The 14,764-nt window shown below is 60.7% G+C and carries 10 protein-coding genes; all 10 read right to left on the bottom strand.

Annotated elements, in window-relative coordinates; translation table 11 throughout:
• Positions 1–3: 3 nt before the first annotated feature.
• The 10 genes from NQ492_RS02905 to NQ492_RS02860 all read right to left on the bottom strand — a co-directional run bounded on the left by NQ492_RS02905 (position 4) and on the right by NQ492_RS02860 (position 14,742).
• Positions 4–3,378, bottom strand: a complete 3,375-nt coding sequence (locus NQ492_RS02905) for a SusC/RagA family TonB-linked outer membrane protein (RefSeq protein ID WP_015547234.1) — start codon at positions 3,376–3,378, stop codon at positions 4–6.
• A 151-nt stretch (positions 3,379–3,529) separates the two neighbouring features.
• Complete coding sequence (locus NQ492_RS02900; protein ID WP_044054427.1) at positions 3,530–6,160, bottom strand: zinc-dependent metalloprotease; 2,631 nt, start codon at positions 6,158–6,160, stop codon at positions 3,530–3,532.
• A 131-nt stretch (positions 6,161–6,291) separates the two neighbouring features.
• Positions 6,292–7,824 (bottom strand): histidine kinase, encoded by a 1,533-nt coding sequence (locus tag NQ492_RS02895; RefSeq protein WP_044054792.1) that lies wholly within the window; start codon positions 7,822–7,824, stop codon positions 6,292–6,294.
• 76 nt (positions 7,825–7,900) lie between these two features.
• Positions 7,901–8,635 carry an SDR family NAD(P)-dependent oxidoreductase gene (locus NQ492_RS02890; protein WP_015547233.1) on the bottom strand — a complete coding sequence of 245 codons (735 nt, stop codon included), beginning with the start codon at positions 8,633–8,635 and terminating at the stop codon, positions 7,901–7,903.
• Between the two features lie 104 nt (positions 8,636–8,739).
• Positions 8,740–9,165, bottom strand: coding sequence for a hypothetical protein (locus NQ492_RS02885; protein WP_015547232.1), 426 nt, complete (start codon positions 9,163–9,165; stop codon positions 8,740–8,742).
• Between the two features lie 7 nt (positions 9,166–9,172).
• Positions 9,173–9,610, bottom strand: a complete 438-nt coding sequence (locus NQ492_RS02880; RefSeq protein WP_015547231.1) for a deoxycytidylate deaminase — start codon at positions 9,608–9,610, stop codon at positions 9,173–9,175.
• A gap of 51 nt (positions 9,611–9,661) precedes the next feature.
• The gene (gene secA / locus NQ492_RS02875; RefSeq protein ID WP_015547230.1) at positions 9,662–12,955 is read right to left on the bottom strand and encodes a preprotein translocase subunit SecA; all 3,294 of its coding nucleotides are present in this window, start codon (positions 12,953–12,955) and stop codon (positions 9,662–9,664) included.
• Positions 12,956–13,021: 66 nt separating this feature from the next.
• Positions 13,022–13,972, bottom strand: a complete 951-nt coding sequence (locus NQ492_RS02870; RefSeq protein ID WP_015547229.1) for a DUF2851 family protein — start codon at positions 13,970–13,972, stop codon at positions 13,022–13,024.
• Between the two features lies 1 nt (position 13,973).
• Entirely contained in the window at positions 13,974–14,294 is a 321-nt protein-coding gene (locus tag NQ492_RS02865) for a metal-sulfur cluster assembly factor (RefSeq protein WP_015547228.1), read from the bottom strand.
• A 28-nt stretch (positions 14,295–14,322) separates the two neighbouring features.
• Positions 14,323–14,742, bottom strand: coding sequence for a SufE family protein (locus NQ492_RS02860; RefSeq protein ID WP_015547227.1), 420 nt, complete (start codon positions 14,740–14,742; stop codon positions 14,323–14,325).
• Positions 14,743–14,764 lie beyond the last annotated feature (22 nt).

Below are 14,764 nucleotides of genomic sequence, written 5' to 3'. Positions count from 1 at the left end.
GTATTAGAAGGTAATGTTCAGTCCGACCGAGTAGGTGCGCGCCATCGGCTGCGCATAGATGTTGCCGTAGGTCTCGGGATCGAAATAGCCGTCGTAGTTCGTGGCGATCACCAGCGGGTTGCGGGCTTCGAAGTGCACGCGCAATCCGGCCATGTGGAGTTTGCGTGTGATTCGCTGCGGGAAGGAGTATCCCAGCCGGATGCTGTTCACGCGGAAGTAGTTGATCTTCCTGTTCCAGATGTCGAGGCTGTTGAACAGGTTGACGTTTGTCGGGAAATTGTCCATGATCCAGTAATAGACCCTGTACGGATCGGGATTCTCGTCCCAGTCGCCCCAGGCCGAACCGTCGGCCTGCAGGTTGCCCGTGAGCGAAGGATAGGTTCCCGAGGTGTTGGACGGCGACCACACCTTGTTCATTTCGGTGGTGTAGTTTTGCCCGGGGTTGGTCTGCGCGGGGTTGTAGAAGGGCGAGCGCGTCATGAGCTGTCCGAAAACGAAGTTGCACGAGATCGCCAGGTCGAAATTCTTGTAGTAGAACCGGTTGTTGAAACCTCCCGTCACATCCGGGTTGCGGGAACCGACGTAGGTCAGGTAGCTGCGCACGTCCTTCTGCGATACATTCATCGCCGGACCGTATTCGAAATATTCCGGAATTCCCAGTCCCCAGGGGTCGCTGGCTTCCACGCGGAAACCGACGAACTCCTGGAGCGAGATCTTCTTTCCGTCGCGCCAGAACATCGGAATGCCGTTTGCGTCCAGCCCGGCGGTTTTGATGGCGAACACGGCGCCCGACGAATAGCCTTGCAGCGAGGGGCTCCAGCTGTTGTCGTCGATACGCACCTTTTCGACCTTGTCGGTGTTGTGGGCGATGTTGATCGAGGTCTCCCAGCGGAAGTCTCGCGTGCGGACGTTCACCGTGTTGAGCGTGAATTCGATACCTTTGCTTGAGATTTCGCCGTAGTTGCTCGATGTCGAGATGAATCCCGTCTCCGAAGGGATCGTGCGCGTGGTGATCAGGTCCTTGCTTCGGCGTCCGTAGAGTTCGAACGTGAAGCCGATACGGTGTTCGAAAGCAGCGAAATCGAGGGCCGTGTTCCACGAATAGGTCGTCTCCCAGCGCAGGTTCTGGTTGGGCGGCGACGTTACGTCGATGCGGTCTTCGCTCGCTCCGCCGAGCGAGGTGCTGTTCCACGTACCGAGAATGTAGGGCGAGGTGGTGCGGTCGATATTGCCCTGGGCGCCGTAGGATACCCGCAGGCGCAGGTTGTCGAGCCACCGGGCGTCGCGCAGGAACCGTTCGCGGTTGATGCTCCATGCGCCCGAGATGGACCACATCGGGTTGAACTTGTATTTGGGGTCCACGCCGAAGAGGTTCGTGCCGTCGTAGCGCATCGAACCGAAAACGGTGTAGCGGTTGTCGTAGGTGTACGACCCTGTGAAGAAGTACGACATGTAGCGGTTTTCGTAGAAGCTTTTCGTATACTGCCTGAAACTCTCGTCGTCCAGCAGGTCGCTGTCTTCGGGTACGTTGATCGGTTTGGTCGTCATCGTTTTGTGGTCGTATCCGAATCCCTTGGTGTGTACGGTCGTGTTGGTTACGCCGCGCATCTCCAGACCGGCCATCAGGTCCAGTTCATGCTTTCCGCCGAACGTGCCCGCATATTCGGCCTGCGCTTTCCAGTTGTACTGCGAGAGGTCGCCGTTCCAGTTCTGGATTACGCCGCCTTTCGGCAGGCGCACTACCTGATCCACCATTGATTTGAGCTGATACTTGCGGGTGAAGTAGGTGTTTTCCTGCGCCATTTTCTCGGTCGCGGAGTTGTCGACCTGCAGGCCGAACTGCGTGTAGAGTTTCAATCCCTTCACCGGACGGTAATCCAGGTCGAAAATCGTCTTGATCGAACGGGTCTTGAGCGTGTACTCCGTGCGGGCGCGTTCCTCCAGGAAGTTGAAGTCGAGCACGTCGGTGTTGCCCGTATTGACCGTCATGTCGGGGTCGTACGCGTAGCTGCCGTCGGGATTGTAGGCGTTGAGGTAGGGGTTCACCGTGCGGGTGTAGCGCGACGGGTTGGTGAACACGTCCGTGTCGGAGAGGTAGGAGTCGTTCTTGTTCTGTCCCACGAACACCGAGGCTCCGAAGCGCAGGTTCTGCAGCAGGTCGTAGTCGGTCTTCATCGTGAGGTTCAGACGCTCGAATCCCGTTCCGACGGTCGTTCCCTGCTCGTTGTAGTAGCCGCCCGAGAAGTAGTAGCCGGTCTTGCCGCTGCCGCCCGAAATGCTGACGCTGTACTGCTGGTTGAGCGCAGTCCGGTAGATTTCGCGGCCCCAGTCGGTGCCGTTGCGGCGCAGGGCGCCGATCGCGCTCTGCGTCTCGGGGGAGAGCGATGCGAGGCTTCCGCCGTTGACGAGCGCCGGGCGCTCCCCGGCCTTGTCCAGAATGCGGGCTACGCCGCCCATGCCCGGCAGGTAGTTGAGCCGGGCGTTCGCCGCCAGCCCCAGCTCCAGATAGACCTTCTGCGAGGCGTTCATCAGGTTGAGGCGCGAGAGGTCGGGACGGTCGGTCACGAACAGCGATGCCGAGACGTTGACGCGCATCGCCTGGTTGCGGAGGCCTTTCTTGGTGGTGATGATGATGACGCCGTTCGCCGCGCGGGCGCCGTAAATGGCCGTCGCAGCGGCGTCTTTCAGTACGGTGATGTCCTCGATGTCCCACGGGTTGAGTCCCGCGATCGACATGTTGTAGAGGTTGTCGACGCTCTCCTTCGACGACCAGTCCTTCGGAATGTCGTTGCCTTCGAGCGGCATGCCGTCGAGCACCCACAGCGGGTCGGTGTTGCCGTTCAGCGTCACGGTGCTTCGGATCTTGATCTTGCTGGCCGCGCCCGGTCCGCCCGAGGTGGGGATCGACACGAGACCGGCGATCGAGCCGGAGAGCATTTCGTCGACGCTCGCCACGCCGTCCCGCGCGATGTCCGACATCTTGACAGAAGAGATCGACGAGGTCAGTTTGCGTTTCTCGATGCGCTGGTATCCGGTCACCACCACGGCGTCCACCTTGTTGTCCGACGCCGAGAGGTAGATCGTGAAATCGCTCTTGCCCGAAATATCGAGGGTCCGGGCTTCGTAGCCGAGGTAGCTGACCACGACTTTCCGGACGCTTGCGGGCAGTTTGAAGGCGAAGCGTCCCTGCTCGTAGGCGATTGTTCCCTGCGGATTGTAGTCTTTGGCCTGGGTCTCCTCGGGTGCGATGAAGACGGTTGCTCCCACGAGCGGCGCTCCGTCGGCGCGGTCGAGCACCTGGCCCGTGATCTGCCGGGTCTGCTGCGCCAGCGCCAGCAGGGGACAGACCAGAACGAATAGCGTAAGGAATTTTTTCATATTACAAATATAGATGTGTTTGAGTTGTTTTTCTGTTAAATCGAATCTGTTTTTCCGATATTGCTTCGAGATCGTAACCTCTTTAACAGCCCTTTCAGTTGCCGCAAAGCCGTCTTCCCGGGGTGGAAGACGGCTTTTGCAGCGTTTTGGTTTATAACATTCGCAAGGCTTCTTTCAGCCTCAATTCGAGATCGCGGTAATGGTTTCGGGTCGCCTGGTCGCCGCTTTGGAAGCGGCCCTGCACGACGGTCAGCAGCCTTCGCATTTCAGCCCGTTTGGCCGACGTGGTTTCGCTCACGCGCTGCATCATGTCGTAGTTGCGCGCCGTGCGCAAGCCGATCTCCTCGGGTCTCGGCAGCGGTTCGAGGTTCAGCTCGGGAGCGTCCTGCATCAGCGAGCAGGCGCATCCGCGCCCGTCGTGCGCGTGGTCGCGGAGCGTCGATCCCAGCTTGGTGGTCTTCACCATCGTCAGGTTCGACGAGACGATCAGCGCGTCGACGTAGTTCTTCTGGCTCATCCGTTCCCAGATCGAGAGCGAGCGGCCTCCGGGGCGGATGAAGACGGCGCGCGTGATGTCGTCCATCATCTGCTCGGGCGTGTAGGTCTTCGCCCCGCGCCCCTGCCGCGCCTCGACCTCGTACATGCGGACCAGCCGCTGGTCGGCCAGCAGTTCGTAGTAGGTCTTGTACTGGAGTTCGCGCGCGAAGTTGTAGGGGGCGTATTCCATCTGTCCCACGGGCGACGATCGCTGTGCATAGGCCTTGTCCCACGCCTTGGCGCCGAACAGCCATTCGGGGGTGGTGAACACCTCGTCGATGAGGTATTTGACGCTCTTGCGCTGGTAGTCGGCCGGAACCGGCACGTAACGGTCGATGTCGTGTCCCGCCACGACGTTGTTGAGGTAGAAACCGCCGACATTGGTCTTCACATGGTCGGCATAGGCCAGCCACTGGAAGACGATGGCCATCAGCAGCCGGCCGCCTTCGTATTGCAGTTTGCCCTCCTCCGAGGTCCAGTCCGTCACGTGGGGAATGATGCGCCGGAGGTTTTTCAGACCGTATGTGCTGGCCAGCACGGCGTCGTTGCTCAAGTCTTCCGACTGTGACCGGGGGTCGATGCCTTCGCGCGACTGTTCGCCGTACCAGTATTCGGGATCGTTCTCGTGCTCGCGCAGCCAGGCGTTGAGCGTCGGCAGCTCCTCGTGCGGGTCCTTCACGTCGAGCCAGCGGTAGCCCCAGTTGATGGCGTGTTTGTCGTAGGTTCCGATCTTGGGCGTCAGTTGCGTGATGCCGTCCTCGGGCTGGGCTACGTAGTTGAAGCGGGCGTAGTCCATGATCGAACTGGCCGTCCCGTTCGTTGCGGTGTAGCTCTTCGAGCGGAGCGAATCCACCGGCACGGAGTACGAAGCCCCGAAATTGTGCTTCAGTCCGAGGCTGTGCCCCAGCTCGTGCGACGAGACGAAGCGCACGGCATTGCCCATCACCTCCGTCGGCAGCGTGTTGCCGCGCGCTGCGGGGTCCACGGCGCCGGTCTGGAGGCGGATCCAGGCGTGGAGAATGCTCATCACGTTGTGCCACCAGATGATGTCGGCCTCGATGATCTCGCCGCTCCGGGGGTCGATCACCGAAGGGCCCATGGCGTTGGCCATCTCCGAGGCGGCGTAGGTCACCACCGAGTAGCGCACGTCGTCGATGTCGAACTCCCGGTCGTCGGGGGTGACCTCCCGTGCTACGATGGCGTTCTTGAAGCCTGCGGCCTCGAAGGCCTCCTGCCACTCGACGATGCCTTTCTTGATGTAGGGAATCCATACGGGCGGGGTCGCCGGGTCGATCCACAACTCGATCGGCTTCTGCGGTTCGACCAGTTCGCCTTTCTTGTAACGCTCCACGTCCTCGGGTTTCGGCTCCAGCCGCCAGCGGTTGATGAACGCGCGTTCCTCGGCCTTCTGCTGTTCGTCGTTGAAGTAGAGGTGCCCGATCTCGAAATAGCCCACGCGGTCGTCGGAGAACCGCGGTCGCATCGGCTCCCTGGCGAGCAGCACCAGGTTCGAGGTGATCTCCACGGTCAGGGGGATCGTCGTGCCCTCCTCGGTGTGCGAGGTCGAGAGGAGCGATTTGACGATGATGTTTTCGGGGAACGACTTGACGGATTCGATCTTCGAAAGGTCCTTCTTGGGCGAACCGGGCAGTCCGATGGAGCCGAAAACGTTGTTGAAACTCTTTTCGCTGCCGTCGAAGACCTTGTTGACCTTGATGACCACCGATGCCGAATCCTTGCCGTAGGCATCGATCGGGAATTGCTCGATCGCCGTTTCGCGGTAGTTGTCCCTTACGGAGCGGGTGATGCGGTCGCCTTCGGGCGAGGTGATGCGCGGGTCGTAGGTCATGACCCATACCTTTTTATAAAGGGTGTCCTTGCGGAAACGCACGATCTTCTCGCCGTAGCCCATGCCTTTGTTGACGCCCGCGTCGTTCAGGGCGTAGGGAACGCCCGAAATCTTGTTGACGATCAGTATGTCGCGGCCCATCAGCGAGTCGGGAATCTCGAACAGGAAGTCGGTTCCCTTGCGGTGCACGTCGAACATGCCCTTGTCGGTCACGGCGCCTTTCAGCAGTTCTTCGTACCCTTTCTTCTCTTTTTTGGTCGTGTCGGCCTTCTCGGCCGCGGTTTCGGTTTTCTTCGACTTGCGGCCCGGCTTGCCCTTCGCTTCGGCCGTCGGGGCCGTCAGCAGGAGGAGCGTCGCCAGCGCAAGCATGCTCCCGATCAATCGTCTCTTGTTCATCGTTTATTATTGCAGTTATCGCGCGAATCGGTAAAATCCGCAGGATGCAATAATAAAATTTAAATTTTTACCGGAAAAACGATCGGGGGCGAATGCCCGGATCGGGGGAGTGAATGCCTCAATCAGGCGGATTACTTTTCGGGCGGCAGCAGCGGCAGACGGCACCGGAAGGTTCCGGCGCCGACCGAAATCGAGATGTTCTCTTCGGTGTAGAACCGATATACCGAGCGGATTCGTTCCAGTCCCATGCCGAGCGACTCCTTGTCGCCGTCGCTGCGCGGCGTGTAGTTGTTCTCGATCAGGAAGCTTTCGCCCTCGGTGCGGATGCGGATGTGCAGCGGGTTGCCGCCCGTGATGCTGTTGTGCTTCACGGCATTCTCGACCAGCGTCTGGAGGCTCATCGAGGGAATCCGCCAGTTGCGCAGCGCGGGGTCGATGGCCGAGGTGAGTTCGATGCGGTCGTCGAAGCGGATTTTCTGAAGCGTGTAGTACTGCCACGTGAAGTCGATCTCCTCGGCGAGCGTCGAGAGTATCTGCTTGCGGCGTTCCAGCACCCGGCGGTAGACGCGCGAGAGGGTTAGCGTGAACTCCCGGGCCTGATCGGGGTTGCAGCGGATCAGCGCGTAGAGCGAATTGAGCGAGTTGAACAGGAAGTGGGGGTCGATCTGCTCCAGCAGCTGTTGCAGGTGGAGCTGTGCCGACTCCCGTTCCGAATGGCGGCGCAGATCGTATTCGCGGCGCCAGCGGCGTTGTGCCAGGACGAGCAGCACGGCGAAGAACAGCACCGAGATCACGGCGGCGAAAACCGTGTAGAAGTGAAAATCGTCGATCTCCTGCTCGATGACCAGCCGCGGGATGCCGATGCCCGCCACCCAGCGGCGTCCGCCCAGCTGAATGGGGTAGTAGATGCGCTCCTCGTCGATGTTGAGATAGTCCGAGATCGCGTGAACGGTGACGCTCTGTCCGGTGGCCGCGACCTTCCGGAATGCCGCCAGTCCCGTCGAGTCGCTCGCCGGACGGCCCAGTTTGAGGCTGTCGGGATGGTAGACGATCACCCCTTCGGGATCGAACAGCGTGGCGTATCCGCTGCTGGCCGGACTCTGCGTCATGCAGGTATAGATTTCGGGCAGCGGAAAATCAATGCCGCATATATGCCTGCGGCCCGTGCGGTCCGTCACCGGGCAGGCCATGCTCCAGACCTGAATCCGTCCCGAACCGGTCACATGGCTGCGCACCGAGTCGCCGTCCGTTGCGGCGATGAGCCGCTGCCGGAAATCTCCGGCTGCCTCCGTGGTGCGGGGCGTTTTTCCGCGCGGGTAGCTGCGGATCGTGCGGCCCCCGGCTTCAGCGAACCAGACGCACCCGGCTTTGGGGTCCATCCGCATCAGCGTCGCCGCGAGCACGTGCAGTTCGGCGTCCGTCGGCGCGGTGCGCTCGCGCATGAATTGCACCGAGGCGTCCAGCACCCCCTCCGAACGCTCGAACTCGACCTGTAACAGTCTGTAATGGTATTCGCTGATATGCCTGACGATACGGCCGCTCATCTGCACGGCCACGCCGTTGATCGTGCGTCCGGCGGTCAGGATGCCCGCCACGAGCAGGATCAGCAGAACCGTTCCCGTTATCAGAAGCCGCCCTTTGGGGGTATGTCGCTGTCGTGCCATGCGGAACAAATGTAGTGATTTTTTCGCCCCTGCGAAGAAAAACCCCGCGGAAATCTTTCTGCGGGGCCTTGTCTGGTCAGTCGTCCTTGCGTATGTTCAGCCGCTCCCAGAGCCACTCCGGAATCAGCTTCCAGAAGAAGACCATGAGGGCGTAGCGGCGGTCGATGACCACACGGCGGCGGGGATGCCGCAGTACGTGCATGATGCGTGCCGCGACCTTTTCCGTGCGCATCAGCATCGGGTAGCGGCCGTCGCCGGAGAGCAGCGGCGTTGCGACGAATCCCGGGCGGATGTCCGTAAAGCGGATGCCGCAGTTTTCCATGTGGGAAAGCTGCGCCAGCGCGTCGATGTAGGTGTTCTGCATCCGCTTGGTCGCCGAATAGGCCGGGGCCGATCCGAGACCTTTCGTGCCGGCGATCGAGCTGATGACGGCGATCCGTCCGCCGCCGTGGCTGCGGAAGTGGCCGAAAGCGGCCGTGACCATCCTGACGAACCCTTCGCCGTTGGTGCGCAGGGTGTTCAGTTCGATGTCGGGACGCAGCGCGGTGTTGCGGCTGCCGATGCCCGAGGCGTGGAAATAGATCTCCATGCCGCCCAGCCGTTCGACGAGCCGGGCAAGGCGTTCGGGAGCGTCGTCGCGGGTGATGTCGATGGTCTCGGTCTCGACCTGGCCGGGGGCTTCGGAGCGGAGGGCTTCGAGGGCCTCCTTGCGGCGTCCGGCGGCTCCGACCCGCCATCCTGCGCGGATGCAGAGCCGGGCGACTTCGAGTCCGATGCCCGATGTGGCGCCCACGATGACGATACGTTTCATGGCGGTTTGATTTTCAGGGTTTCACACACCGAATATACGAAAGGAATGCCGGAAAAGCAAATCTTCCCGGAAAAGAGAAAGAACCCCGGAGGGTTCTCTTTGTTTTATCGGTTTTTTCCGGGTTTCGGATTCTCCCCTTGGAGCGGGGTGAGCAGCGCTGTGCGCTGTTCCGCGGTCAGCCGGGCCGGGGCGATGCGCAGCAGGTAGTGGGTGAGGCTGTTTTCCTCGCCCGAGGTGTAGGCCTGCACGAGTTCCCATCCGCGGCACACCATGTAGTTGAGCGCCTCTATCCCCGAATTGAAGAGCAGTCTGTTGCCTGCGGCGTCTGTCAGGTAGTTGTATTTCAGGACTTCGGTCTTCTGCCCGAAATCGAACAGCACGCCGTTGTTGCGGTGCGTGGGCAGGTGGTGGGCCGTGATCTCGCAGTAGACATGGGGCGGTAGCGCCGGCAGGGTGTCGGCCTCGATGCTCTGCGCCGAACCGAGTCCGGCGTACGCCAGCGCTGCGAGCAGGAAAAGGATCTTTTTCATCGGACCGTCATTTTTCGTTCAACTCGTACTGTACGCACTCGATTCCCACGCGGCGCAACAGGTTCAGCCCCTCTTCCGAACGGTAATCCTCCGAGTAAACCACCCGCCTGATCCCCGCCTGAATGATCAGTTTCGAACATTCGATGCAGGGTGCGGCGGTGATGTAGAGCGTCGATCCGTCGCAGTTGTTGGCCGATTTGGCGACCTTGGTGATGGCGTTGGCCTCGGCGTGGAGCACATAGGGTTTGGTGTGGCCCTCGTCGTCCTCGCAGACGTTTTCGAAACCCGACGGCGTGCCGTTGTAGCCGTCCGAAATGATCATCTTGTCCTTGACGATCAGCGCCCCGACCTTGCGGCGTACGCAGTATGAATTTTCGGCCCAGATACTCGCCATGCGCAGGTAGCGCATGTCCAGCTGGCGTTGCTTCTCCTCCAGGTAACCCATAATTTTGAATTCTGGTTCTAAATTATGAATCGGAACTGTCAGGGTAAAGGCTTACAGGCCTTTACCGTGACAGTTCTTATACTTCTTGCCCGATCCGCAGGGACACGGATCGTTGCGTCCGGCCTTCTTTTCGGCGTGCAGGGGCATCGGCTTCTGCCGCTCCTCCTGTCCGGCCTGGGCCGCGGCCTGCATGCGCGAAGCCTGCAACTTGTTGACGTCGACCTTGGCGCGCTCCTGCTGCTGGCGCTGCACCGCTTCGGCGTTCTGGTCGCGCACGGGAATATAGGCCTTGTTCAGGATGGCCAGCACGTCGCGGTTGACCTTGATGATCATTTTCGAGAACAGTCCGAAGGACTCGAACTTGTAGATCAGCAGCGGGTCTTTCTGCTCGTAGGTGGCGTTCTGCACGCTCTGGCGCAGGTCGTCCATCTCGCGCAGGTGTTCGCGCCATGCGTCGTCGATGGTGGTGAACATCACCACTTTCGAGAATACCTTGTAAATCTCCGCGCCGTCCGAGCTCTGGCATTTCCGCAGGTTGACCGGCACGTTGTAGCCCAGGTGTCCGTCCGTCAGCGGGAAGTAGATGTTCGAATCCAGCTGGTCCTTGCGGTCCTCGTAGATGCGCTCCATGACCGGACGCACCGTGTCGGCCACGGCCTTCGCGCGGCGTGCGTAGGCCTCCTTGAGGGCCTTGACGATCGCCTCGACCAGTTCGCCGGGTTTCGCGTCCTTGTACGTCGCCTCGTCGATCTGCGGCTCCACGGCCACCTCGCGGATCAGCTCCATGCGGAAATCCTCGAATTCGATGCCGCGGTTCTCCTCCACGAAGTTGTCGGCGTAGTCGTACATGATGTTGTTCAGGTCGATCTCGATGCGCTCGCCGTAGAGTGCGTGGCGGCGGCGGGTGTAGATCACCTCGCGCTGCGAGTTCATCACGTCGTCGTATTCCAGCAGTCGCTTGCGGATGCCGAAGTTGTTCTCCTCGACCTTCTTCTGGGCGCGCTCGATGGCCTTGGTCATCATGCCGGCCTGAATCACCTCGCCCTCCTTCAGACCCATGCGGTCCATCATCGAAGCGATGCGGCCCGAACCGAACAGACGCATCAGGTCGTCTTCGAGCGATACGAAGAACTGCGACGATCCGGGGTCGCCCTGACGTCCGGCGCGTCCGCGCAGCTGGCGGTCGACGCGGCGGCTCTCGTGACGCTCCGTGCCGATGATCGCCAGACCTCCCGCGGCCTTAACCTCGGGCGTCAGCTTGATGTCGGTACCGCGGCCGGCCATGTTGGTCGCGATGGTCACCTGTCCCGAGCGTCCTGCCTCGGCCACGACCTGCGCCTCCAGCGCGTGCTGCTTGGCGTTCAGCACGTTGTGCCTGATGCCGCGCAGTTTGAGCATGCGGCTCAACAGCTCCGAGATCTCGACCGACGTGGTGCCGACCAGCACCGGACGTCCCGCCTCGACGAGTTTGACGATCTCCTCGATCACGGCGTTGTATTTCTCGCGCTTGGTTTTGTAGATCAGGTCCTGACGGTCGTCGCGGACCACCTTGCGGTTGGTCGGGATCACCACGACGTCCAGTTTGTAGATGCTCCAGAACTCCGACGCCTCCGTCTCGGCCGTACCGGTCATGCCGCCCAGCTTGTGGTACATGCGGAAGTAGTTCTGCAACGTGATGGTGGCGAAGGTCTGCGTCGCGGCCTCGACCTTCACGTGCTCCTTGGCCTCGATGGCCTGGTGGAGTCCGTCCGAGTAGCGGCGTCCTTCGAGGATACGGCCCGTCTGCTCGTCGACGATCTTCACCTTGTTGTCCATCACCACATACTCGATGTCCTTTTCGAACATGGCGAAGGCTTTCAGCAGCTGGATCACCGTGTGCACGCGCTCCGACTTGATCGAGTAGTCGTTGATCACCTCGTCGCGTTTCTGCGCCTTCTCCTCGGGCGTCAGGCTGCTTTTCTCCAGTTCTGCGACTTCGGCGCCGATGTCGGGCATCACGAAGAATCCGTCCTCGTTGAAGTATTTCGACAGCGCCTCGTGGCCCTTGTCCGTGAGTTCCACCGAGTTGAGTTTCTCGTCGATGACGAAGTAGAGGTCGTCGGTGATCTCGGGCATGCGGCGGTTGTTGTCCTGCATGTAGGTGTTCTCGGTCTTCTGCATCAGCGCCTTGACGCCCTGTTCCGAGAGGTATTTGATCAGCGGTTTGTACTTCGGCAGACCCTTGTGGGCGCGGTAGAGCTTCACGCCGCCCTCGTCGTTCTTGCCCTCCGAGATCAGCTGGCGCGCCTCGGCCAGCAGGGCCGTCACGAGGTTCTTTTGCAGGTTGTAGAGGCTTTCGATGGCCGGGCGGTACTGCTCGAACATCTGGTCGTCGCCCTTGGGCACGGGTCCCGAGATGATGAGCGGCGTCCGGGCGTCGTCGATCAGCACGGAGTCGACCTCGTCGACGATGGCGAAATGGTGCTTGCGCTGCACGAGGTCCTTGGGCGACGAAGCCATGTTGTCGCGCAGGTAGTCGAAGCCGTATTCGTTGTTGGTTCCGAACGTGATGTCGGCCATGTAAGCCTCGCGGCGGGCGTCGGAGTTGGGCTGCGTGTCGTCGATGCAGGCCACCGACAGACCGTGGAACTGGTACATCGGGCCCATCCACTCGGAGTCGCGCTTGGCGAGGTAGTTGTTCACCGTCACCATGTGCACGCCCTTCTTGGCCAGCGCGTTGAGGAATACGGGGAGCGTCGCCACGAGGGTCTTGCCCTCGCCCGTCGCCATCTCGGCGATCTTGCCCTGGTGGAGCACCACGCCGCCGAACAGCTGCACGTCGTAGTGGATCATGTCCCATTTCGTGTCGTTGCCGCCGGCGAGCCAGTGTGTCGCGTAAACGGCCTTGTCGCCCTCGATGGTGACGAAATCCTTCGTCGCCGCCAGGTTGCGGTCGAAGTCGTTTGCCGTCACCACGACCGTCTCGTTCTGTGCGAAACGGCGCGCCGTATCCTTCATAATGGCGAATGCCTCGGGAAGGATCTTGTCGAGCACCTCCTCGATTTTCTCGTCGATGCGCTTGGTCGTTTCGTCGATCTCCTTCGAAATTTTCTCTTTCTCTTCGAGCTGCGTTTCGGGCTTTTCGAGTATGGCTTTCAGCTCGACGATGCGGGCCTCGTCCGCGGCGATGAAGTCGGCTATCTGCTTTTTCAGCGCTTCGCTGTGCGCGCGCAGCTCGTCGTTGGTGAGTTTCTCGATCGAGGGGTAGACGGCCTTGATCTTCTCCAGATAAGGCTCGATCTGTTTGCGGTCCTTGTCGGCTTTCGAGCCGAAGAGGGCTTTGATTATACTTGCAACTATATCCATAATGCGTTTATTGTTTTCTCGGTTCGGGTTCTAAATCTTACAAAGATACTCATTTTTTGCGATTTGTCAATCTTCGGCGAGGCTTTTTGCGATCCGCCGTCCGACGGGACATTCCGCGCAGCGGCGTGCGGCGCAGTATTCGGTGGCCAGTTGCAGCAGGGCCTGCGATTCGAAGGCGTTGCGCGGACGCACGCCGGCGGCCTGCCATGCGCGCATGTAGCGGTTGTCTTCGGCCAGCAGGCGTTCGAGGAGCGTCAGGGCGCTGTCGCGCAAACGTTCGCTGCCGGTGTAGCTTCCGTAGGCGAATTGCAGGACGGCGACGAGGTTGATTCCGATGATGTTGGCCTTGAACGCCCCGATGCGCTTGGGACTTTCGTCGCTCTCGGCGCCGGGGACGTGGTGCGTGCGCCAGTAGGAGGGCGCTTCGATGCAGAAAAGCCGCCGGACGTCCTCCTCCGTGCGGCAGGCCATGGCGCGTTCCATGATGAACTCATCCTGCGCGAAGAACTCCGCGGCCTGCGCCAGCCGCAGCACGGGGTGGTTGGCCGGACGAATCTCCGTGAGCGTCCACTCCGAAGCGTCCGTCGCCTCGATCCCGTATTTGGCCGCGAGGTACTCGAAACTGCGCCGCAGATCGAGCGTGTAGGCGTCGCCGCGGTAGAGTTCCAGAAGCCCCGAGGCGCCGAGAAGCATCGCTTCGACGGCATGCGGGGCGAGCCGTTCGCGCAGCACGATTTTGTAGGGGACTTTCCGGGCCAGCCGCAGGAAGGCTTCCTGATTCTGACGGTCGCCCAGCGTGCGGAAATAGAGCAGGTAGAAAGTCTGGTTCCAGTTCCCGTCGGCTTCGCCGTGCAGGGTTTCGACCGTGCGCATTTTCCGTTGCAGGCGGTCGAAGATCAGCGCCGTGCAGATTTCGGTGCGTTGCAGTCCGTCGAGCGCGGCCAGATAACCGCCGCAGGCGTAAGTCCCGGCCCCGGCCCGCAGGCGTTCGATCGTTCGTGCTTCCGCCTCCGTCATGTCAGAACAGGTTGAGTTCCAGCAGGGCCTCTTCGGACATCATGCTCTTGTCCCACACGGGGTCGAACGTGAGGATGACGTTCACCGATTTCACGTCCTTGACCTTGCCGACCTGTATGTTCACGTCCTCGACCAGCATGTCGGCCATCGGGCAGTTGGGGGCCGTGAGCGTCATGCGGATCGTCGCCACGCCGTCGGGCGTGTAGTCGATTTCGTAGATCAGCCCCAGGTCGTAGATGTTGACCGGGATTTCCGGGTCGTATATGTTCTTGAGGGTCGCGACGATGTCCTTTTCCACCTCAAGTATTTCGTCAGGTGACATACCCTAATTGTGAATTATGAATTGTGAATTATGAATTGCTTTTGGCCTGAAAAGCCAAAGCGTACAACCGCATCTGCTTGACCATCGCCGCCAGCCCGTTGGCCCGCGTGGGCGAGAGGTTGGCCGCAAGTCCGATGGCGTCGATGAAATAGAGTTCCGTATCGAGAATCTCCTGCGGCGTGCGCCCGTTCAGCACGCGGATCAATAACGCAATGATGCCCTTGGTTATTATGGCGTCGCTGTCGGCCGCGTAGTACACCCGGCCGTCCTCCAGTTTCGCATCCACCCACACCCGCGACTGGCAGCCCTCGATCAGGTACCGTTCGGTGCGGTGTTCTGGGGCGATGGCCGGGAGCGTCTCGCTCAGGCCGATCAGGTAGTCGTATTTGTCGAGCCAGTCGTCGAATACGGAAAACTCTTCGATGATCTCGTCTTGTATGCTATCCATGGTATAACGTTTTTTTTATGGT

The organism is Alistipes shahii WAL 8301, assembly GCF_025145845.1.
In the GTDB taxonomy this organism is placed as follows: Bacteria; Bacteroidota; Bacteroidia; order Bacteroidales; family Rikenellaceae; genus Alistipes; species Alistipes shahii.
This window is presented reverse-complemented; position numbering and strand designations above follow the sequence as displayed.